The sequence below is a fragment of the Acinetobacter sp. ANC_7503 genome (genome assembly GCF_056780035.1).
The window spans coordinates 17613-40427 of record NZ_JBWYJA010000017.1 but is presented as its reverse complement, the minus strand read 5'-3'; the positions used below and the strand labels follow the sequence as shown (position 1 = coordinate 40427).

Genomic DNA, 22815 nt, shown 5'->3' with positions numbered 1-22815 from the left:
AAGACCGCGCGAAAGCGCGGTTTTTTAATTTTGGTTATTAAACTTTTGCAGAATTATTCCATTACTTATTGCTGAGGATATGAATTGAAATTCAGGGGAATTCTGCTTTGCTTCATGAATTTTTTGTTTAGAACTAAATAAATTAAAAAATGTTTTTCCAAAATTATATGTCCCTGAAAGATTAAATCCACCAAGAACTAAATCACCTGCAGCTAAACCAACTTCTAAAAGTTCTGACTTATTATGCCGAATATCACTAATTAAAGATTTCATAGAGTAATATCTAAACCTACATGAAAAGGCGTGCTCATAATCTCGAATCGCTCTTTCAAATTCTTCCAGCTCATAACATTTTGCTAAATCTCTACGTGCTAAATTCTCATGAGAACTAATCTTTTCAAATAATTTATATTTAGCAAAATGTAATCTATCTAATTCATCCAAATAATCTTCTCTAAATTTTCTTAATGTATCAATCGGAACATACGTACTTGGATAAGGTAAACATTTTGAAATTTCAACTCGAATAGAATCCTGTTCAATTAAACTTTCAGATTCAATACTATTAAATCCCTCAGCAACATTATTATAAATTATCCAATCTGCATCTTTATTTTGTCTTCTTACACTTTGACATGCTAATAATGATTCTAATGCCATTCTTTGCATTTCTGATGAATGCATTGACTGTGGGGGTGCATTAGAATAAAACTCAATGACACCATTACTTCTAAATTCTTCAATTACATCATTAGTAAAATGAAACATTGGAATTTGTGTGACTATTATATTATCCCAATAAAGCCCATAAAACATTAAATCTGCATGTGTTAAATCTTTAGCAACAAGTCCATTTTCATTCGAAACACCACCCATTCCTGAAATTATTAAACCTTTAGTAATTCTTTTCTTTTTAAATTGAATTATGTCACTCATTATAAAACTCAAAAAATTATTAATATTTTCAATATTTAATCACATAAATAAAATTATATAACTCAATATTTTATAAAAAAAGCCCAATTTTCATTGGGCTTTTTTTATTTAGAAATTATTCATTAATCTTCGAATGAACTTTCTAACTCTTCAAGTTCCATCATCAGTTCAAGCATTTTTTCTTCTGCTTGTGCTAATTTTCCTTTAAGCTCAGTTTGTTCATTCATCAATTTTAAAAGATCATCTTTCCGAGATGCATCATAAAGTGATGCATCCCCTAAAGCATCCTCAATTTGAACTAAACGTGGTTGCATCTTTGCAATCTCAGCTTCCAATTTTTCGATATTTTTACGAATTGGGCGGCTCATTTCACGGCGACGCGCAGCTTCTTTACGCTGTGCTTCTTTATCTACTTTAGAAACTACAGGCTTATCGATCACTTGAGATTTCACTGGCTCAGGTGCTTGCTGCCCTTGCTTCATCAACTCTGCACGTGCTTGACGTAACCAGTCTGCATAAGCGACCAGATCACCTTCAAACTCACGACATTTACCGTTATGCACTAGGAGTAATTCATCACAGACACTTGCAATCAATTGACGTTCATGTGACACCAGCACCACTGCCCCTTCAAAATCTTGTAGTGCCATAGTTAATGCATGACGCATATCCAAGTCTAAATGGTTGGTCGGTTCATCTAGAATTAAAACATTTGGACGCTGCCAGACAATCAAAGCCAATGCTAAACGTGCACGCTCCCCCCCAGAAAAGCTTTCACACGGTGTATCCATACGCTCACCAGAGAAGCCAAAACTTCCTAAGAATGCGCGTAAAGTCGCTTCACTGATCTTCTTATCTGCGATACGAGATAACTGCAACATTGGACTCGCATTACCATCTAATGCATCCATTTGATGTTGGGCGAAATAACCAATATTAAGTAATTCGGATGCTTTACGTTGACCTTGGATTAAAGGTAAATCACCCACCAAAGACTTAATTAATGTGGACTTACCTGCACCATTCATACCCAGCAGACCGATACGGCTGGTTGGCGTGATTTGTAGCTTCACATTGGTCACAATCAGTTTGTCGCCATAACCAATATCAGCACTATCCAGTTGTAACAACGGAGAACTCATTTTGGTCGGTTCACGGAAGCTAAAGGTAAAAGGCGTATCGACATGCGCAGCAGAAAGCTCTTGCATTCGTTCGAGCTGTTTAATACGGCTTTGTGCCTGTTTTGCTTTGGTTGCCTTAGCTTTAAAACGATCAATATATTTTTGCAGATGTGCACGTAGCTCGAGCTGTTTCTCATAGGCTTGTTGTTGCTGAGCTAAACGTTCACTTCGGGTACGTTCAAATGTTGAATAGTTGCCGGTATAAAGCGTTAGTTCTTGGTTTTCGATATGCAAAATATGGTCGGTAATGGCATCCAAGAAATCACGGTCATGCGAAATCAGTACCAATGTGCCTTCATATGCTTTTAACCAGTCTTCTAACCATAAAATAGCATCTAAATCTAAATGATTCGTCGGTTCATCAAGTAAGAGTAAATCTGAACGACTCATCAAAGTACGCGCAAGATTTAAACGCATACGCCATCCACCAGAGAAACTTTTTACGCTAAGTTCTGACTGAAGTTCAAAGAAGCCTAAACCAGCCATCAGTTGTGATGCTTTAGACGGCGCTGAATAGCCACTAATTTCATCAAAACGACCATATAAATTTGCCAAATCTTGATCAGACAATCCGTCAGGATGCTCAAGTTTGTGTTGGATATCCCAATACTCTTCATCACCTGATAGAACGAAATCAATCGCTTTCATATCCAGCGCTTTAATCTCTTGCGCCATATGCGCCACTGTCCAAACCGATGGTCGTGTCAATGAGCCACCATCTGATTCCATGCCCCCAAGTAATGCTGAAAACAACGTCGATTTTCCTGCACCATTGACACCTGTTAAACCAATCTTCCAACCAGGGTGAAGTTGCATAGACGCTTTTTCAAATAAAATGCGACCGCCGCGGCGAATGGTAAGTTGGTCTAACTGAATCATAGATATTCAAACAAATAAGTATTGGATGGCGCATTTTAATGGATTTCAACCAGAACAACCAAAAATTAATCCATCTTTCATCTTCATTTCATTCTTGACATAAAAAAGCCATCACTTGGGATGGCTTTTTAATCATGCAAAACTTAATGATTTAGTCAGTAAAAGTTACTTTAGCAATGGCCTTTTTACCTGCTTGAACAATCACTGTTTTGTTTTCGTTAATTGAGAATGATGCATCCACCACTTCCCAATCAACTTTTACGGCTCCACGTGAAACAGCATCTTTTGCTTGCGCTGCATTTTTGGTTAAACCTGCTGCACGAACAATAGAAGCAATAAACATTTCACCACCGAATTCACCACGTGAAATCGTCACTTCTGGCGTTCCTTCAGGAAGCTCACCCTCTGTGATGATATTCCCTGCACCTTTATGTGCATTCGCAGCAGCTTCGCTTCCATGGAAACGCTCCACTAACTCGAGCGCTAAGATACGTTTAATTTCTTGAGGGTTACGACCTTCGGCCATTTCTTTCAATAAGCCTTCGATCTCTTCCATTGACTTGAAGCTCAGCAGTTCGAAATATCGCTCAATTAAGCTGTCTGGCATTGAAAGTACTTTTTGGTACATCGCACCAGGTGCATCAAATACACCAATGTAGTTACCTAAAGATTTAGACATTTTGTTGACGCCATCTAAACCTTCAAGAATTGGTACAGTGATACACACTTGTGGCTCTTGATTATAACGACCTTGTAAAGTGCGCCCCATCAGTAAGTTAAAGGTCTGATCAGTACCACCTAACTCAACATCTGCCTCGAGCGCGATAGAGTCATAACCTTGCACCAATGGATATAAAAACTCGTGAATCGCAATCGGCTGTTGGTTGTTATAGCGTTTAGTAAAGTCATCACGTTCAAGCATACGTGCAACCGTTTGCTGTGAAGCCAATTGAATCAGATCAGCAGCAGTTTTTTGAGCAAACCATTCTGAGTTAAACACCACCTTAGTTTTATTTGGATCAAGAATTTTGAACACTTGTTCCTGATAGGTTTTCGCGTTTTCTAAGACTTGCTCACGTGACAATGGTGGACGAGTTGCACTTTTACCTGTTGGGTCACCAATCATCGCAGTGTAATCACCAATCAAGAAGAATACTTCATGACCTAAGTCTTGGAACACTTTAAGCTTGTTAATTAATACCGTATGACCTAAGTGTAAGTCTGGTGCTGTAGGATCAAAACCCGCCTTAATTTTCAAAGGACGATTCAATTTTAATTTCTTCAGAAGATCTTCTTCTGAAATAATTTCATGTGTGCCTCGTTGAATGAGGGCAAGTTGTTCTTCAGCAGGCAGGAAATTTGACATCACAAAACCCAAATACATCTGTTGTTCAATTTGTGCGATATACTAACACTTTTTCAGCACAATGCAGGCTTAAGAATAATCATGACCACAATCTACATTGGTGTAATGACTGGCACGAGTATGGACGGCGTCGATTTTGTAGCCGCTTCTTTTGATCCATTACAGATCCATGCAACGCTGACATTAGCCTTTGATCCAGATTTACGTGATGAACTGATGGCACTTACTTTGCCAGACGATAATGAAATTGACCGCATGGGTAAAGCTGATGTCGCTTTAGCACAGATGATCGGTCATGGAATCAATCAACTTATACAAGAAAATAATCTCGATAGAACTCAAATAAAAGCTATTGGATCTCATGGTCAAACGATTCGTCATCGTCCCGAACATGGATTTACCCTGCAAATTGGTGATCCCAATATTATTACTGAAATCACTCAAATTCCTGTGGTATCAGATTTTAGACGCCGTGATATGGCTGCTGGTGGTCAAGGTGCACCTCTAGTGCCAGCATTCCATCAAGCCTTATTTCAGCATCCGACGATACACCGTGTGATCTTAAATCTCGGTGGAATTGCCAATGTCAGTATGTTACCTGCGGGTGATCCTAAAGGCGTATATGGCTTCGATACTGGACCAGCCAATATTTTGATGGATGCTTGGTGTGAACGTTACACAGGTCAGCCTTATGATGAAAATGGCAATTGGGCTGCTTATGGTACGCCTATTCGTGCTTTGCTTGATCGTTTGCAATCACATGACTTTTTCTCGAAAGAACCGCCAAAAAGTACTGGTCGTGAAGACTTTAATTTGGAATGGTTGGATGAACAAATTGCGGATTGGCGTAGCGATGTTGAATACGATGAACTTGAAGATACGCCTGAAAATATTCAAGCAACGCTGATGAAACTCACGACACGTGCCATTAAGAAAGCCATTTATCGCTCCCCTATGGACACAGGTGAAGTTTATGTCTGTGGGGGTGGTGCATACAACTCACAATTATTAGAACAATTACGTTGGCGTTTACGTAAACATGAGTGGAGTGTTCAAACCACAGCAGATTTGGGATTAGCACCGACTTGGGTGGAGGCAACCGCTTTTGCGTGGTTGGCTATGCGATTTGTAAACCAACTTGCTGGTAATTTACCTGAAGTGACAGGAGCTCAAGGAGATCGAGTTTTAGGAACGATCACTGCGGTTTAAATGAAGAATCGATGTATCCACTATCCTGAGTTGATACATCGATTTACTTAAACAGGTGCAAAATTCAATTTTGAAAGTGGCAAGTTTACAGCAAAAATTCGATGTCTACATTCAGTAAAGCCATTTTCCCTTAAACGCTGAAGATGCATATTTAGATAATCCTCTGCATCTGCTTGGCTTTCAAATAAGTAAATTCCACCTGCTTCTTTGGACGCTTCATTTTCAGTCCAAATTTTCCAAATCAAGCCTTTCTCATTTGCTATTGAATCCGCGAGTGTTTTGAAACTTTCAAACATTTCATGACCCCAAGGTCCATCATAGGGAAAATCAATTTGTAGAATAATTGCCATTCAACTTTTCCTTATATACGCGCATCTTTGATTAAGTCATCAATAGCTTGTGTTAATTTTTCCAATGCCACATGACCAGAGCCTATGATTTTGACATTGTCTCCATGACGTATCACAAAACTTGGGAACCCTTTTATGCCCCAACTTCGGTTAAGCTTGAACTCTTCATAGGTCGCTGTTTGGGTCTCAGGTAATTCAAACAACGTTGAGAATACGTCAAAATCTAGCTCAAATGTTTCACATATACTTCGATAATATTCAAGCTCGTTCGGATCTTCACCATCCACGTAAAATTTATATTGGATTGCTGAAAAAAATGCCAAAAGTTTTTCATCATGATGATCATGGTCTTGCCAAAGTTGTCGAGCAACTTAAATAGCACGTGCTGAAGGCTCGGTATCATAATTAAAATGTGCTCTTTCTAACAATTTTTCAGTGAAAGGCTGTTGAGTCAGTCTCTGTATATTTTTCCATTCTGTGCGTAAAAAATTCTTGAAAGTATCGGTCCAAGCATCACCTCCACCAGGTCTTAAACCACCGCTAATCACTTGAAAGCCAACACCATGCTGGATTGCATATTCAAGCGCTTGTTTAATGACATTTGAACTTCCCCAACACCATGAGCACATTGGGTCACCCACATAAATCAGGCTGAGGTCAGATGCTACATTGACCACTGCATTTTGGCCTTTTTCCAATTCGGCTACTGAACAAGTACCGGTTTCTAAATCACAATTCATTGTCATTGCTATGTCCTCAATTTCCTAAATCAGATCATTTGCTACATCTGATCGATTGACTTAACTTAGCGGTTCTATAATGATGTGAATAGACAATAAAAATGAAAGGTGGTGTTCGATTTTATGAACAGCTTACCCTACTCAATCGATGACCTATATTGGTTCGTACTGATTGCAGATGCTGGAAGTTTATCCGCGGCAGCAAGACGTTATGATATTGCTAAATCCACGTTATCCAATCGACTTTCAAGACTTGAAAAATCCTTAAATATTAGATTATTAAATCGAAATACTAATTCAAGCTCACTAACTGATGCTGGTAAGATTTTCTTAAAAGAAATCTCCCCCCTATTTCATCAAATTGAATCGCTGACGAACGATCTCACACAATTAGAAATACAACCCAAAGGTCGAATTCGAATAGCTGCTTCGGGAACTTTTGGAAAATTGGTGGTATTGCCTTTAATCTCTCAATTTTTAATTGAATACCCACACATTGATATTGAAATTGATTTGAATGACAGCAAAGTTGATTTAATTTCTGGAGGATATGACTTAGCCATCAGACTTGGTGATTTAGCAGACTCTACACTCCATGCTCAAAAGGTTGGACAAGTTCGAAGAATTTTATGTGCCAGTCCGACCTATCAAATGCATTGTGGCATTCCTGAACACCCAGAGCAACTGTGTGATCATCATTTTATCTCGCATAACCGCGAGCTGTCCAAAATCACACTTTTCAAAAACGGTACGATAAAAAAATTTAAAATTTATACCCATTTGATGGTGACACCATCCGAACATGCACTTGCTGCTGTAGAAGCACATTTAGGTATTGCCGCCGTTGCAGAAATCCAAGTGGCCCATCAATTAGTCAACTCAACGTTAATTCATATTTTACCTGAATGGTCTCTAATCCCTGAAGATGTCCACTTGGTTACTCCGAGCTTAAGCTATCGGACCTTAGCTTTGAGACTTTGCTTAACGTTCTTACAAAAACAAATCCCAATACAAATACACCGTTTAATCAACCCATAATATTGTCAGACAATGAACGACCTTCTTTCACCTAGAACTGACCCGTTCAGCCCTAGTTCTATCATCCAAATTTGATAAAGATATGTAAAGGAAAGAGGGTATTGATTATGGAAAAACAACAACGAATCACTGAGTTTCAAAAAGGTAATCTTATTTTTGATGTAATAGACAGCGGTCCAATCGATGGCAGTCCAATTGTGCTATTACATGGTTTTCCTGAAACATCAAAAATTTGGCAGCATAGTGCCGAAATACTAAACCAACATGGTTTTCGCACCTATGCGTTAAACCAACGTGGATATAGCTTAAGGGCTCAACCGAAAAAACGCGCAGATTATGCCATTCAACATTTAGCAGATGATGTAAATGTTCTACTCGACTTAATTGGAGAGCCTTCATATATCGTAGGACACGACTGGGGCGCAGTCGTTGCTTGGGAAGTTGCTCTACGTTATCCTAATAAAATTAAACATTTGACCGCGATCTCCGTCCCTCACAAAGCAGCATTTATGCGGGCTTTTTACAGCAGTACACAACTTTTTAAATCCTATTATATGGGACTATTTCAGCTTCCATGGATACCTGAGTTGCTCTTTAATAAAACACCTCAAATTGGCGAGGCTTTATTAAAAAATTCTGGAATGACAGTTGAACAATTAAATGACTTTAAACAAGAAATGATTATAGAAAAACGGCTCAGCCCATCACTCAATTGGTATCGAGGTTTACCTTTTAGCTCTAATAAAACGCTATTCAATAAAGTCAAAGTTCCCACTTTATTTATTTGGGGCAAAGATGACGTTGCAATTGATGCTAAAGGTGTTCAGTTCAATCAAAATTATGTTGAAGGTCCATATACGGAAATTCATTTAGAGGCGAATCATTGGATTCCAGTTCAAAATTATCATGAGCTGACTGATTTAATTCTGAATGAACAGCAAAAATTATCATAAAAAAAGCCCGCTTAGCGGGCTTTTTTTGCTGCATATTAAATTGAGAATGAAGATCCACAACCACATGTCGTTGTCGCATTAGGATTTTGCACGATAAAGCGTGATCCTTCCAAACCTTCAACATAATCCACAACTGAACCAACGAGATATTGATAACTCAGTGAGTCAACAAGCATCTTCACATCACCATTCACAAATTCAGCATCGTCTTCATTTTGAGATTCAGCAAAATTGAATCCGTAAGAAAAACCAGAGCAACCACCACCTGTCACATATACACGTAACATCAAATCTTGATTTCCTTCGCTCTCACGAAGTTGACGAACTTTATTCGCAGCATTGTCAGTCAGCTCAAGTGCTTGGGCAGTCATGATGGATTCCTCAAAAAATTAAATAGGCTTTGAAATTAAAAGACCATATATCAAGTATAACATACTCAATATATGGTCATAACTCGAACTTTAAAGTTTATTCAGAGTAAATTTATCGGATTTAAATGTAACGTCCTATGAACTTATTTGTAGTTCTCATCCTGCAAGCTACATTCGAAGTTTGTCGGTTCATTCTTACAACGGAACTGCCAAAGTAGTTTCATCATTTGTTTGTTGTAAACACCTTGTTTAGTAAGTGCAATACGAGATTCACGCATTAATTTTTGATAACCAGGTTTATCTCCAGCTGGAACATTCATCCAATATTTAGCCGGAATATCCGCTTTCATTTTGCCTAAAATTTGATTCGCACGTGGTAATTGTGTTTTCACCCAATCACGCGATTTCTGTCCGAAACCTTCAGGGAATTTATCATGACGAATGATGATATTACCGGTCACTTGAAGAATTGGATAATTCACAATTGCACCTTTCGTTCCTAGCCCTTTATGAAGTTCTAAAGGACGGAATACCGCTGCTGGTGCACCAATAATATCAACTTGGCCATTATTGAATTTACTCCCAAAATTAGTGACATCAGAACTCACTGCTTGCGCACCAATTTGCTGTACCATAATTTTTTGTGCCTGATCATAATCAAGTACGGCGATCTTTTTACCAGCAGCTTTAGCAACCGTATTAATACTACGATCACGCACCATTAAATAAGCATCACCAACAGGAATCACACCTGCAACTTCATAGTTGCCATTTTTCATATGCTTTGCAAAGGTTGGACTTGCTAAACCTTGCATAACTTTGACAGCTAAATTGAGATTAGTAATCGCACCAATGGCATCTAAAGAGCCAGTGAAATTATTAAACTGACGACCGCGCATCCCTGTGATACTGACACCGTCACATTTACCTGCTTTGAAATCTTCAGCAATTACGCCTTCATTTTGTCCGACTTTAAGCTCAATATCAGCTCCCCACTGCTTAGCAGCAAGTTGATAATCTTTCATTAACGCATAGACATCGCCGTTTTTCCCGACGAGATCAAACACGCAGACGACTTGCTTTGCTTGTGAAGCCGTTGCAGCAGTCATTAAACCTGCTGATAATAATAATGTTTTGGTTAAATTCATTTTATTGTTTCCTATTCCTTCTTTCTTATAGTCTCGAATATCCCATATCGAACACCTTAAACTTCAGTGTCAGTGTGTTGAACTAAAATGAGATTACACGATCCAATTGTGTAGATACTGATCCTGAGATGCTGTATGTATATGGTTTTTAGATACAGATCATTTAAATACTACTTATTGTGATTAAAGCATACTTTTTTCTTATAAATGTGCATTGGCGAAAATGACATAAAATGAATAAAAAAAATCCTAGACCAGGTCTAGGATTTTTTCTTTAGAAATCAGAATTATTCACCACCAAGTGAACATTCGAAGTTGGATTTATCGACAGAGCAACGTGCTTTCTTAAGAACAGACATCATCTCTTTGTCATAAATACCTTGTTTAGTGAGATCCATACGACCATCACGAAGTAGTTTTTGATATTTCAGCTTTTCTTCAGCTGAGAATTGCATTTTGTACTTAGCAGGAATTTCACCCTCTAAACGCTTGATCATTGCGTAGCTTTTCGGCAAGTTTTTAACAAACCAATCACGTGATTTTTGACCAAACCCTTCAGGGAATTTTTCAGGCTTCATCACAAAGTTTGCTGTAATGTGTACCACAGGGAAATCAAACATTGCCCCTGTACTACCTAAACCTTTATAAATTTCAAGAGGCTTATAGGCATATGCTGGTGCACCCACCATATCCACCTGACCATTATTGAACTTCGCAACAAAGTTTGAAACATCAGATCCGACTGCTTGAGCACCGACACGTTGCACCATAATTTTTTGTGCGGGGTCATAGCTTAATACTGCGAATTTCTTACCTGCAGCTTTTTCGATTGAATCAATTTTTTTATCACGCACGAAAATATATGCTGCCCCTAGTGGTGCAATACCAGCAACTTCATATTTTTTCCCACCGAGATTTGTGACCATCTTTGCAGCATTACGTTTGTCTAAAGCAAAAGTAATCGCACGTTGTGCAATTGCATTTGATGGTGCGCCACCTAAAGAGTCAATCGAACCCACAAACTTGTTATATTGACGAGCACGCATCGCTGTTAAGAAAACAGCATCACACTTACCTGCTTTAAAATCATTATCGGCTACAGCCTCATCTTGACGTGGAATCAGATTGATATCTGCCCCCCAACCCTTTGCTGCCAATGCCCATTCCTGAGCCATTTGGAACGATTCACCAGACTTACCGAGTAAATCAAATACACACACATCAACCTTTGCTTGAGCAGTTGAAACCATACCCATGGTTGAAGCCGCCAATAAAGCCAGAGTTGTTTTTTTCATTCTTAGTTCCTTTTAAGCATTTAAATGGATTCTTTTCCATGACAAAAATTTTAATCACTCTCTATTTAAAAAAATAGAGCTATTGCTCTATTTTTTATTATCTAATTATAAATTATTGAATTTTATACTTTTAATTATTTATTAATTTCGTAAACGCTTATTTAATTATCTTTATATTTCATATAATAAATAAAATATGTGACTTAAAGCACATCATTTTATTGAAATTAATTCCAAAAAAACGACTTAAGATTTAAGATTGATACAAAAAAAAGCACTCCTAAGAGTGCTTTTTTTAACTTATAGCATTAAGCATCAATATCTGCATTCAATGCATTCTCTTCAATAAATGCACGACGTGGTTCAACATCATCACCCATGAGACAAGAGAACATGCGATCTGCTTCAATTGCATCATCAATCGTCACTTGAAGCATATTACGATTTTCAGGATCCATCGTGGTCTCCCAAAGCTGCTCTGCATTCATCTCGCCCAAGCCTTTATAGCGTTGGATCATCATGCCACGGCGTGAATCTGCCAATACTTGTTGCCATACTTGATGGAAGTTAGCAACATTGACTTTACGCTCACCTTTTTGCAAATAAGCCCCGTCTTCAAGTAACGTAAACCAACTCTTTGAGTTTTGAAGTAAACGTTTATATTCACCTGAACCCAATAAACCAGCATCTAATAAATAGTGATGAGGAAGGTTGTGTACATACACTGTTAAACGTGGCCAATAATGTGTTTCACGTGAACCATCTGCGAGTTCTTTTTCGAATGCTTCGAGCGTGAATTCAGGTCTTAAGCTTGGCTGTTGTGTTTCAATTGCTTGACGCAATTGCTCAGCCCAAGACGTCACATAAGCTTCATCTTGATTTTGATCTAATTTAAAAGCATCTAAACCAAGTAAAGCATCCAATAAAGTTGCAGGATAACGAATCGTTAATCGCTGTAAGCTTTTTTGTGATGTCTGATAATCAGCAATGACTTTTGCAAGCGCTTCACCACGAATTGCAGGTGCGTCAGCACTGATATGTAATGCCAACTCATCAATTGCATTCGAAATTAAATATGTTTCAAGCGCATCATTATCTTTAATATACTGCTCTTGCTTACCTTTCTTTAATTTATAAAGTGGTGGCTGAGCAATATAAATATGACCACGTTCCACTAATTCCGGCATTTGACGGAAGAAGAACGTTAATAACAGCGTACGAATATGTGAACCATCCACGTCCGCATCGGTCATAATAATAATTTTGTGGTAACGTAATTTGTCTGGATTATATTCTTCACGACCGATACCACAACCTAATGCTGTAATCAGTGTTCCAACTTCAGCAGAAGAAATCATCTTGTCAAATCGAGCACGTTCCACATTTAGGATTTTACCTTTAAGTGGTAAAATCGCTTGCATTTTACGATTACGACCTTGTTTCGCTGAACCACCTGCTGAATCACCCTCGACAAGATATAGTTCAGATAAAGCTGGGTCTTTTTCTTGGCAATCCGCCAATTTACCAGGAAGACCTGCTATATCAAGCGCACTCTTACGGCGAGTCATTTCACGTGCTTTACGCGCCGCATCGCGTGCACGTGCGGCATCAATAATTTTACCCGCAATTGATTTAGCTGCAGCTGGATTTTCAAGAAGATACTCTGAAAAAGCTTTATTCATTGCTTGTTCAACAGCAGGTTTTACCTCGCTCGATACCAATTTTTCTTTGGTTTGAGAAGAGAATTTTGGATCAGGAACTTTCACTGAAACAATTGCTGTTAAACCTTCACGTGCATCATCACCAGAAACTGCAACCTTCTCTTTTTTGAGTAAGTTTTCGTTTTCCATGTAGTTATTAAGGCCACGAGTTAAAGCAGCTCGGAAACCAGCTAAGTGAGTACCACCATCTTTTTGAGGAATGTTATTGGTAAAGCAACGTACGTTTTCTTGGTACGTATCATTCCATTGCAATGCAACTTCAACACCAATGCCATTATCAGCTTGCGTGGTAAAGTGAAAAATATCGTTAAGATGCGTTTTTCCTTCGTTAATGTATTTAACGAATTCTGATAAACCACCCTCATAATCAAATACATGTTCTAAACCAACACGTTCGTCACGTAGAACAATTCGGACGCCCGCATTTAAAAATGACAGTTCACGTAAACGACGAGCTAAAATATCGACATTGAAAATGGTCTGACTGAATGTTTCAGCACTTGGATAAAAACGTACACGAGTACCTGAACGATCTGTATCGCCCACCACCTTTAAAGGGTATTGAGGGTCACCATGGCGGTATTCTTGTTCATGAATTTTACCAGCACGATGAATTGTGAGTTCCAGTTTACTAGACAAAGCGTTTACAACTGAAACACCTACACCGTGTAAGCCACCAGAAACCTTATAGCTGTTGTCATCAAACTTACCACCCGCATGAAGAATCGTTAAGATGACTTCAGCAGCAGATACACCTTCTTCAGGGTGAATATCTGTGGGAATACCACGACCGTTATCTGCGACAGAAACAGATTCGTCTTCGTGAATGGTAACCAGAATTTCATCACAGTGACCAGCAAGGGCTTCATCAATCGAGTTGTCCACCACTTCAAACACCATATGGTGTAAACCAGTACCATCATCCGTATCACCAATATACATGCCTGGACGCTTACGTACTGCATCTAAACCACGTAATACCTTGATGCTAGAGGAATCATAAGCCTTTTCAATGGTTTGTTCTGTTTGAGAAGCAGCTTGATCTTCTGAACTCATGGTTACTCCCTAGTGAAAAAAAGGTCTATCCAAAGATGGAGAAAACTTCAAAAAATTATTGCACAACAACTTGAACAGAACCGTTTTCAACATTGAATAATTGATAGGAAATAGACAAATCATGTAAATGCTTTTGTACAGATTCATGGTCTAAAGTGGTAATGAAAACTTGACTACCAAGTTGGCTCAATCGCTCAATTAAACGTTGTTGTGCGGTTATATCTAATTCTGCTGTCACATCATCTAATAATACCACAGTTTCCTTATTAGACGCATGCAACATTGCGATCTGTGACAATTTTAAAGCCATGATTAATAATTTTTTTTGCCCCCGTGACAGTACGGCATCTGCATCTCCTGTTGGGGTTTTTAACTTTAAATCTGCACGGTGTGGACCATATTCTGTATAGCGTCTTTCGCAGTCTTTTTGATGATACAAAATCAAGTCTTCAGCCAAGCCATGTTCCACATGAAAGCCTGCTGCATACTCCATATGGATCTCGATATCTGGTAATAGTGTTTTAAGATCTTGCTGAAAAAATATCTGCCACTGTTCAACAATAGCCTGACGTTGTAAATGTAATATTTCACCGTACTCACTAAGCATTTTGTTCCATGCTTCTAAATCTTGCACCGTCAGATTACGTTTTGATTTTAATAAGCTATTTCGTTGTTTTAATGCTCTAGAATAAAATTGCCATGCATAGTAAAAATCTGGTTCCACGTGAAACATTAACCAATCAAGCAATTGTCGTCTTGGTTTAGCTCCGTGATCAATAATATCTGTACTCAGAGGGTCAATAAGCTGTAATGGTAAAATTTTGGCTAGCTGTCCTTGCGTGGCAATACTATCCCCATTCACTTTAATATTTTGCTCACCTGTAATGAGCTTTTGCATACCAATCTTTTCAGTAGCAGACTGTGCAAATACAATCGCATCCTGCATTTGATTTTGAATGTAATGTTTAGGAATATGTGTACGAAAAGATCGACCAGTGGCCAATAAGTGAATTGCTTCTAATATAGACGTTTTTCCTGAACCATTTTGTCCATAAAAAACATTAAACGGTTGCAACTCTTGGAGTGCAACCGCTTTTAAATTTCTCACACGCTGGATATTTAAACGCGTAATGAACATGACCAGATTAAACTAAATCAAAAACAACATTAAACACGCATCGGCATGACGACATAAGTTTGATCTTGATGAGCAGGATCTTGAACCAATACAGATTGGTTTGCCTCAGTCATTGTCATTAATACATCATCACCATCCAACACATTCAATACATCCAAAATGTATTGTGCGTTGAATGACATTTCCATAGGTGCATTATTGTATTGAATCGCAAGATCTTCAACTGCCTCATCTTGCTCAGGGTTATTGGCACGAAGTTGCAGTGAATCTGGATTGAAGTTTAAAAATACACCACGTAATTTTTCGTTACTCAGAATAGCAACTCGCTGTAATGATTGTTTGAAAATATCATGTGCAATCGTAACTGTTTTATCACCGCCACGAGGAATAACACGTCGATAATCAGGGAATTTACCATCAATTAATTTTGTAGTAATACGAACAGTAATATCACCCTGCTCTTTATCACGGCTTGGAATTGTCAAAGTAACATTCAGCAGTTCACGACCAATTAACAACGAGAGTTGATTATCTTCGATACTCAATAGACGCTGTAATTCACCGACCGCTTTACGAGGCACAATTGCTTGCACTAACTGCGAAGCATTCGAACTGGCCAATGTTTCACAAAGAGCAAGACGATGTCCATCTGTCGTCACTGCACGAAGCTGATTTTTATCAATTTCAAGTAAAGTACCTGTAAGATAAAAACGGACATCCTGAACAGCCATCGCAAAAGAGGTTTTTTCAAATAAACGTTTTAGTTCACGTTCAGTGACCTGAACTTGAGTCCCTTGACTATTTTCAGTCGTTAATAAAGGGTAATCCTCAGCAGATAATGTTCCTAATACAAAGCGGCTATTACCAGATTTCAAAATACAACGCTGGTCTTCTGTGATTTGTAAATCAATCAGTGCTGCTGTCGGTAAAGATTTACAGATATCCATCAATTTACGTGCGGGTACTGTGGTTTGACCTGCTTGTAAACATGCTCCCTCTAAAAGCGTTGTACTCGCAACAAGTTCAACTTCAAGATCGGAACCTGTAATCGTCAGTGCATCTTGAGTAACCTGAACTTTGACGTTTGAAAGAATATTTAACGTATGGCGACGTTCTACAGCACCTACAACATGAGACAAAACATTGAGTAAGCTTTCTTTCGCGATCTTCAAACGCACGATGGATTTCCTCTAAAAACAGTATATCGACGACAGACTAAAACACTTTTAATCATGTACTATGCGGCAGAATATGCCGCATTGCAAGAATAGAATTTAAACAGGTTTAGCTTTGTAATAAGCGCATTAAATTTTTGTAATCTTCATTAAAGATGGGATCTTCAGCACACAAACTTTGCACTTTTTCACAGGCATGCATGACTGTACTGTGATCACGACCACCAAATGCCATGCCAATTTCAGGAAAACTGTCGCCCGTTAATTCTCTCGCAAGCCCCATTGCTAATTGACGTGGTCGAGCATAAATACGAGTTCGTTTAGGTCCAACCAACTCTTTCAATGGGATACGAAAATATTCACTGACTACACGCTGAATATTTTCGGTGCTAATAGTACGAGCACGAATCGCAAGAACATCTTTCAGTGATTCTCGCACCACATCTAAGTCGATTGGTGTCCCTTTAAAACGAGAAATCGCGACGACTTTATTTAATGCACCCTCAAGTTCACGTACGTTTGCCACAACTTGCTGTGCAATAAAGAGCGCACAGTTACGAGGCAAATCGATACCATTACTTTCAGCTTTTTTAAGTAAAATCTCAATTCGAGTTTCAATATCAGGCGGTTCTACCCCTACCGATAATCCCCATGAAAAGCGAGATACCAAACGAGGATCTAACTCGGTCAACTCTTTAGGATAGCGATCTGAGGTCAAAATAATTTGTTTAGATTCATCTAATAAGGCATTAAACGTGTAAAAAAACTCAACTAAGCTGGCTTCTTTACCTGCAAGTAAATGGATATCATCCACTAAAAGTAAGTCCAGTGAACGGCAATTTTTTTTAAATTCTTCGACTTTACCTTGTTGAAGTGAACTCACAAAATCCTGAACAAAACTTTCAGCAGTCATGTACATCACACGAGCATTTGGTTTAGCTTGTAATAAAGCATTACCCACTGCTTGCATCAAGTGGGTCTTACCTAAACCAGTCGGACCGTATAAAAATAACGGGTTATGTTGAGGTTCGCCTAACTGAGTTAACACTTTACGGCAGGTTTCTGCCGCCATCTGATTTGAACGCCCTTCGACGAACAATGCAAAATTAAACAGCGGATTTAATAATCGTTTTTTTGATGTTTTTGTATTTTGCTGCTCATTGCATTCTTTTTTTGCTCTGACTACAGGTGCTGCTGCTGAAGACTCAAGCGCTGCAGTTGTTGTCGCAGGTTGCTCTGAAGCAGATAAAATCGCGCCTGGTCGTGAGTCGACTAAAATTTCAACTTTACAAACACGTCCTTCAGACATTTGTTCTGCAAGAATGCTAATTAATTCTAAATGATGTTCTTGAATATAGCGTGTCCAGTAAGGATTAGGTGCATAAAGCTTTAAAACACCATCTACCTCTTCGGCAACCAATGGACGTATCCACATTGCAAAGACATTATCTGAGAGCTCTTGTCGCAAGCGATTTAAGCAGTCTGTCCACAGCATGTGAAACCCCTCATTCCATTTAAATTTAAAAACAACCCCATGAGATTGGGCAGGCAATCATACCCAAGTTATCCACATATGTCATGAGTAATTTTGAACTTTAAACACAAATAATCAAATTTAAAAGTCTAAATTTAAATTTAAAACAGGGTGTGGATAAGGTTTTCCACAAACTGTGGATAAATAAAAGCAATAACTTATCCACAATATATAAAAAATATGAAAACATAGTTATCAACAATCTAAGTACTTATATTTAAAAAAAAATAATGCCTTATCCATAGAAAATTACAACCCTAATAATAATAAATTTAAATTTATAAATTTGAATTTATTTAATAAGATTCGGTTTTCTGTGGATAATCATTCCTTGTGTTTAAATTTAAATTCAAATTTAAAAATCAGCCATAATTAAATTTCATCTTGTGCATAAGTTTATGGATATTTCTGTGGTTAACTTAAATACTATAATAAAAACATATATTTATTTTGTGTATAAATAGATTGTTTAACAAATTTGTATCTTTCTCAGACTCAAGCAACTTTCATCAAAAGTGTTACACAATACTGTTTAATATTGACAGAACAAACAATGCACAATACAATCGCGAACCTTTATAGAACACCAACTTTGGAGTTTCGATATGAAACGTACTTTCCAACCATCTGAATTAAAGCGTAAACGCGTTCATGGTTTCCGTGCTCGTATGGCGACTAAAGCTGGCCGTCAAGTATTAGCTCGTCGTCGTGCAAAAGGTCGTCACAGCTTAACTGTTTAATACCAGTTTAGTTTATCGACGATTTGGGTGTTATGACACTTTATAGTTTCAGTCCAGAGGTGAGAATCCGCTGTGCTGCAGATTACAAAGGTGTATTTGATGGTGCGCTTTTTAAAGTGCATCAACCCCATTTCTTATTTTTGGCTACACCAACTAAACAGCCTAAAAGCCGTTTAGGTATTGTTGTTGCTAAAAAGAAAGTGCGCCGTGCACATGAAAGAAATCGAATAAAACGTATTGCTCGCGAAAGTTTTCGCTTAAATCAGCAAGATATAGATTTGTTGGATATTGTGGTCATGCCTAAGGTAGGTATTGAGTCGATTCCGAATGCTGAATTGCATAAGCAATTACAATTTGCATGGCAGAAGCTACAGCGTCTTGTAAAAAAACATCATAAAATATCAGTTCCCTCTCCTCAAAGTTAGAGGTGGCCAATGGTCCGTATATTGCATTGGTTGATTCGTTTCTATCAAATTGCGATTAGTCCGCTCCTTGGACCTCGTTGCCGTTATTTCCCAACTTGTTCTCAATACTCGTTAGAAGCTATTCATATACATGGCCCGATTAAAGGTGTCTGGTATGCAACGCGACGGATTTGTCGTTGCCATCCGTGGGGTGGAAGTGGATATGATCCTGTTCCCAAAAAAGCAATTCGTTTTATTTCATTTCAGCAAATAGATTCTCAAATGACTCACGTTACTGTACCCTTGCGTGAGCGTTTATTGAACCAAAAATCACTCTAACCAATTGGGGTAATCGATATGCAACAATGGGCCAGGTTTGCAATTCTCGGGGCCATGTTTGTCACCGCATATTTGCTTATTCTTGCTTGGCAAAAAGACTATGGTCAAACTGAAACAACTGCTGCGACAGCACCTGCTGCCGTCGTTGCCCAAGATGTTTCTGCTGATCTGCCAACGAGCCAAACGACAGCGGGTTTAACTGATATACCGCAAGCAAATATTGCAGCTGAACAACAAGACACAACTACACCTGCAACAGCAAATCAACAATTAGTTGCTGTTCAAACTGATTTATATCATCTTTGGATTAACCCTAAAGGTGGGGACATTGTCCGTGTTGAACTACTCAATCATGATAAAAGTAAAAATAGTGAACAACCGTTCGTTATGCTTGAAAATGATGAGAAACGTACTTATGTCGCTCAATCAGGTTTAATTGGTTTAAATGGACCTGACAGTAGCCGTAGTGGACGTCCAACATTTGAGTTTGAAAAGTCGACTTATACTTTAGCTGATGCTCAAGCAACCACCAATAAAGATGGTGAAGCTGAGAAAGTGTTAAAAGTACCAATGGTATTAAAAACGGCTGATGGTGTTGAAATCATCAAAACGTTCACTTTCCAAGAAGGTGCATATCCAGTTAACGTAAGTTATCAAGTGATTAACCGTAGTCAGCAAAACTGGCAAGGTCAAATGTTTGGTCAGATCAAACGTGACAACTCTGAAGATCCAGGTAAAACTGATCAAGGAATCTTTACGCTGGGCACTTATTTAGGTGGTGCTTGGGGTACACCTGATGAGCACTATAACAAATTAAAATTTGATAATTTTAATGAAGAAAAGTTAAGTGTTGAGGCTCAAGGTGGTTGGGTTGCAATGGTTCAGCATTACTTTGTAAGTGCTTGGGTGCCTGGTAACTTCGGTAACCAGCCGTATTCTGCAAAAATGGAGTCACGTAAATCTGCTGATGGTATGAATATCATTGGCTTTACTTCGCCTACCATTAATGTACCAGCTGGCAAAACAATGACTGTTGATGCAACATTCTACTCAGGTCCAAAAATTCAATCTGAATTAAAAGACTTGGCAACTGGTTTAAATCAAACGGTTGATTATGGTTGGTTATGGCCAATTGCGAAATTGCTATTCTTAGGTTTGCAATTCTTCCACGGCATTGTTGGAAACTGGGGTTGGTCAATTATTCTGTTGACAATTCTTGTGAAACTTATTCTTTGGCCTCTTTCATCTAAGAGCTATCGCTCTATGGCGAAAATGCGTGTGATTGCACCAGAAATGCAACGCATGAAAGAAGAGTTTGGCGAAGACCGTATGCGTTTCTCACAAGAAATGATGGCACTTTATAAGCGTGAACAAGTCAATCCATTATCTGGCTGTTTACCTTTACTTCTTCAAATGCCAATTTTCTTGGCTTTGTATTGGGTGCTCATGGAGTCTGTTGAGTTACGCCACGCTCCTTGGTTAGGTTGGATTCAAGATTTATCTGCAATGGACCCATGGTTTATCCTACCATTGTTGATGGGGGTGACGATGTATGTTCAACAAATGTTGAACCCACAGCCGACAGATCCAATGCAAGCAAAAGTCTTTAAGTTTATGCCGATTATTTTCACGGTGTTCTTATTGTTCTTCCCTGCTGGTCTTGTGCTTTACTGGATTGTCAACAACTTGATCACGATTCTTCAGCAAGGTCTGATCAATAAGAGTGTTGAGAAAGCTCGCTTAGCAAAAGAAGATACAGCATCTACGAACTAAGTTTTGTTAGTAGCTGAATCGATCCGCTTAAGGTGATATCCTTAGGCGGATTTTTTTTGCCTAGCTTTGAGATCAATTCAATGACGAACCTACAACATCAAACCACTATTGCTGCGATTGCAACACCGCCAGGTCGTGGAGGTGTAGGTGTAATTCGACTGTCTGGTCCTAAGGCATATGCCATAGCAGAGGCTTTAACTGGTAAGGCACTCGGTCCTGCTCGTTATGCTGCATTTCGTCAATTTCTTGATGCGAATGGGCAAGTCATGGATGAAGGGTTGGTCATTTGTTTTCCAAATCCGAATTCATTTACGGGTGAAGATGTAGTTGAGTTACAAGGTCATGGTGGACCAGTGATTCAAAATACATTATTGGGCCGACTGTTAGAGCTAGGTGCAATTGCAGCAAAAGCGGGTGAGTTTTCAATGCGCGCTTTTGAAAATGGAAAAATGGATTTAGTCCAAGCTGAAGCAATTGCTGATTTAATTGATGCTACTTCACAAGCAGCTGCTCGTTCTGCAGTACGTTCATTGCAAGGCGCATTTTCGGCCAAAGTAAATACAGTATTAGAAAAACTGATTCATTTGCGATTGCATGTTGAGGCGGCGATTGATTTTCCGGAAGAGGAAATTGATTTTCTTGCAGATGGAAAAATTTTAGCGTTATTGGAAGATGTGCAAGCATCAGTGGGTGCAGTACAACAATCAGCACGCCAAGGTCAACTTCTGCGTGAAGGTTTACAAGTGGTGATTGCAGGGAAACCCAATGCAGGTAAATCGAGCTTATTGAATGCATTGGCTGGTGTTGAACGCGCGATTGTAACGGACATAGCAGGTACTACACGTGATGTACTACATGAGAAAATAAGCCTAAATGGTTTGCCAATTACCCTGACGGATACAGCAGGTCTGCGTGAAACGGGAGATATTGTTGAGAAGGAAGGTATTCGTCGAGCGATTAAAGAAATAGAAAATGCTGATCTCCTACTCTTGGTTTACGATTTGAGTCAAGGTGAAGATCCGATGTATTTGGCAGATACTTACTTTGCTAATTATATCGATCCTAAACGCTTAATTTTAATCGCTAACAAATGTGATTTAGTAGATAGTGAAGCTAAAGTTGCTGATCTCCAAGGCTTTAGACACATTACGGTCTCAGCCAAGCAAGAAATGGGTGTTCAATCGCTTGTAGATGCGATTACAGCACATGCAGGCTTTCAGCCTGAAGAAGATACCTTTATCGCAAGAACACGCCACCTAGACGCAATGAAGCGCACTCAATCTTATCTTGCGGAAGCTCGTGAACAACTTGTTGTTTACCATGCAGGAGAGCTTGTCGCAGAATCGTTACGTCTCGCACAGAATGCATTAGGTGAAATTACTGGTGATTTTAGTGCGGATGATTTACTCGGAAAAATCTTTGGCTCTTTCTGTATCGGGAAGTAAACGAGTTTTTATCTGTGGTTTAAA

20 protein-coding genes and 1 pseudogene are annotated in these 22815 nt (G+C 38.7%); 8 read left to right on the top strand and 13 right to left on the bottom strand.

Annotated features, from left to right (window positions below; translation table 11 throughout):
* Nucleotides 1–24: 24 nt before the first annotated feature.
* From AC1M9M_RS14350 to tyrS, 3 genes are all read right to left on the bottom strand, one after another.
* Complete coding sequence (locus AC1M9M_RS14350; RefSeq protein ID WP_481596665.1) at nucleotides 25–936, bottom strand: DUF6236 family protein; 912 nt, start codon at nucleotides 934–936, stop codon at nucleotides 25–27.
* A 122-nt stretch (nucleotides 937–1058) separates the two neighbouring features.
* Nucleotides 1059–2996, bottom strand: coding sequence for an ATP-binding cassette domain-containing protein (locus AC1M9M_RS14345; RefSeq protein WP_481596664.1), 1938 nt, complete (start codon nucleotides 2994–2996; stop codon nucleotides 1059–1061).
* Nucleotides 2997–3147: 151 nt separating this feature from the next.
* Nucleotides 3148–4380 (bottom strand): tyrosine--tRNA ligase, encoded by a 1233-nt coding sequence (gene tyrS, locus AC1M9M_RS14340; RefSeq protein WP_171076798.1) that lies wholly within the window; start codon nucleotides 4378–4380, stop codon nucleotides 3148–3150.
* Between the two features lie 63 nt (nucleotides 4381–4443).
* Here tyrS and AC1M9M_RS14335 point away from each other — a divergent pair, with 63 nt between their 5' ends.
* On the top strand, nucleotides 4444–5571 hold the full coding sequence (locus AC1M9M_RS14335; protein WP_180000075.1) for an anhydro-N-acetylmuramic acid kinase: 1128 nt from the start codon (nucleotides 4444–4446) through the stop codon (nucleotides 5569–5571).
* A 47-nt stretch (nucleotides 5572–5618) separates the two neighbouring features.
* Here the strand turns inward: AC1M9M_RS14335 and AC1M9M_RS14330 are convergent, their stop codons facing one another.
* Genes AC1M9M_RS14330 through AC1M9M_RS14320 form a run of 3 tightly spaced genes read right to left on the bottom strand, consistent with a single transcriptional unit; the run spans nucleotide 5619 to nucleotide 6667 of the window.
* Nucleotides 5619–5921 carry a monooxygenase gene (locus AC1M9M_RS14330; RefSeq protein WP_481596663.1) on the bottom strand — a complete coding sequence of 101 codons (303 nt, stop codon included), beginning with the start codon at nucleotides 5919–5921 and terminating at the stop codon, nucleotides 5619–5621.
* Between the two features lie 11 nt (nucleotides 5922–5932).
* On the bottom strand, nucleotides 5933–6244 hold the full coding sequence (locus AC1M9M_RS14325; protein ID WP_481596662.1) for a hypothetical protein: 312 nt from the start codon (nucleotides 6242–6244) through the stop codon (nucleotides 5933–5935).
* Between the two features lie 48 nt (nucleotides 6245–6292).
* Nucleotides 6293–6667: a hypothetical protein gene (locus AC1M9M_RS14320; RefSeq protein WP_481596661.1), complete on the bottom strand. Its 375-nt coding sequence runs from the start codon at nucleotides 6665–6667 to the stop codon at nucleotides 6293–6295.
* A gap of 117 nt (nucleotides 6668–6784) precedes the next feature.
* Here AC1M9M_RS14320 and AC1M9M_RS14315 point away from each other — a divergent pair, with 117 nt between their 5' ends.
* Together AC1M9M_RS14315 and AC1M9M_RS14310 are read left to right on the top strand one after the other, a co-directional pair.
* Nucleotides 6785–7699: a LysR family transcriptional regulator gene (locus AC1M9M_RS14315; RefSeq protein WP_481596660.1), complete on the top strand. Its 915-nt coding sequence runs from the start codon at nucleotides 6785–6787 to the stop codon at nucleotides 7697–7699.
* A 107-nt stretch (nucleotides 7700–7806) separates the two neighbouring features.
* Complete coding sequence (locus tag AC1M9M_RS14310; RefSeq protein WP_481596659.1) at nucleotides 7807–8652, top strand: alpha/beta fold hydrolase; 846 nt, start codon at nucleotides 7807–7809, stop codon at nucleotides 8650–8652.
* Nucleotides 8653–8687: 35 nt separating this feature from the next.
* On the opposite strand, the gene erpA is transcribed toward AC1M9M_RS14310, so the two are convergent.
* The 7 genes from erpA to dnaA all read right to left on the bottom strand — a co-directional run bounded on the left by erpA (nucleotide 8688) and on the right by dnaA (nucleotide 18051).
* Nucleotides 8688–9023, bottom strand: coding sequence for an iron-sulfur cluster insertion protein ErpA (erpA, locus tag AC1M9M_RS14305; RefSeq protein ID WP_035268624.1), 336 nt, complete (start codon nucleotides 9021–9023; stop codon nucleotides 8688–8690).
* A gap of 143 nt (nucleotides 9024–9166) precedes the next feature.
* Nucleotides 9167–10171, bottom strand: a complete 1005-nt coding sequence (locus tag AC1M9M_RS14300) for a putative solute-binding protein (RefSeq protein WP_035268621.1) — start codon at nucleotides 10169–10171, stop codon at nucleotides 9167–9169.
* Nucleotides 10172–10458: 287 nt separating this feature from the next.
* Nucleotides 10459–11466 carry a putative solute-binding protein gene (locus AC1M9M_RS14295; protein WP_481589590.1) on the bottom strand — a complete coding sequence of 336 codons (1008 nt, stop codon included), beginning with the start codon at nucleotides 11464–11466 and terminating at the stop codon, nucleotides 10459–10461.
* A gap of 308 nt (nucleotides 11467–11774) precedes the next feature.
* On the bottom strand, nucleotides 11775–14243 hold the full coding sequence (gene gyrB, locus AC1M9M_RS14290) for a DNA topoisomerase (ATP-hydrolyzing) subunit B (protein WP_035268615.1): 2469 nt from the start codon (nucleotides 14241–14243) through the stop codon (nucleotides 11775–11777).
* 55 nt (nucleotides 14244–14298) lie between these two features.
* Complete coding sequence (gene recF, locus AC1M9M_RS14285; protein WP_035268612.1) at nucleotides 14299–15381, bottom strand: DNA replication/repair protein RecF; 1083 nt, start codon at nucleotides 15379–15381, stop codon at nucleotides 14299–14301.
* 29 nt (nucleotides 15382–15410) lie between these two features.
* Nucleotides 15411–16559 (bottom strand): DNA polymerase III subunit beta, encoded by a 1149-nt coding sequence (gene dnaN, locus AC1M9M_RS14280; protein ID WP_035268609.1) that lies wholly within the window; start codon nucleotides 16557–16559, stop codon nucleotides 15411–15413.
* Between the two features lie 106 nt (nucleotides 16560–16665).
* Nucleotides 16666–18051 (bottom strand): chromosomal replication initiator protein DnaA, encoded by a 1386-nt coding sequence (dnaA, locus tag AC1M9M_RS14275; protein ID WP_481596658.1) that lies wholly within the window; start codon nucleotides 18049–18051, stop codon nucleotides 16666–16668.
* Between the two features lie 644 nt (nucleotides 18052–18695).
* Here dnaA and rpmH point away from each other — a divergent pair.
* The 5 genes and pseudogenes from rpmH to mnmE all read left to right on the top strand — a co-directional run bounded on the left by rpmH (nucleotide 18696) and on the right by mnmE (nucleotide 22791).
* Nucleotides 18696–18830: a 50S ribosomal protein L34 gene (gene rpmH, locus AC1M9M_RS14270; protein ID WP_000831329.1), complete on the top strand. Its 135-nt coding sequence runs from the start codon at nucleotides 18696–18698 to the stop codon at nucleotides 18828–18830.
* Between the two features lie 32 nt (nucleotides 18831–18862).
* Entirely contained in the window at nucleotides 18863–19255 is a 393-nt protein-coding gene (rnpA, locus tag AC1M9M_RS14265; RefSeq protein ID WP_035268604.1) for a ribonuclease P protein component, read from the top strand.
* Nucleotides 19256–19264: 9 nt separating this feature from the next.
* Nucleotides 19265–19586: pseudogene (gene yidD / locus AC1M9M_RS14260) on the top strand (membrane protein insertion efficiency factor YidD).
* Between the two features lie 5 nt (nucleotides 19587–19591).
* A complete protein-coding gene (gene yidC, locus AC1M9M_RS14255) occupies nucleotides 19592–21346 on the top strand; it encodes a membrane protein insertase YidC (protein ID WP_035268599.1) in 1755 nt (584 codons plus the stop codon).
* Between the two features lie 80 nt (nucleotides 21347–21426).
* Nucleotides 21427–22791, top strand: coding sequence for a tRNA uridine-5-carboxymethylaminomethyl(34) synthesis GTPase MnmE (mnmE, locus tag AC1M9M_RS14250; protein WP_481596657.1), 1365 nt, complete (start codon nucleotides 21427–21429; stop codon nucleotides 22789–22791).
* Nucleotides 22792–22815: the final 24 nt, after the last annotated feature.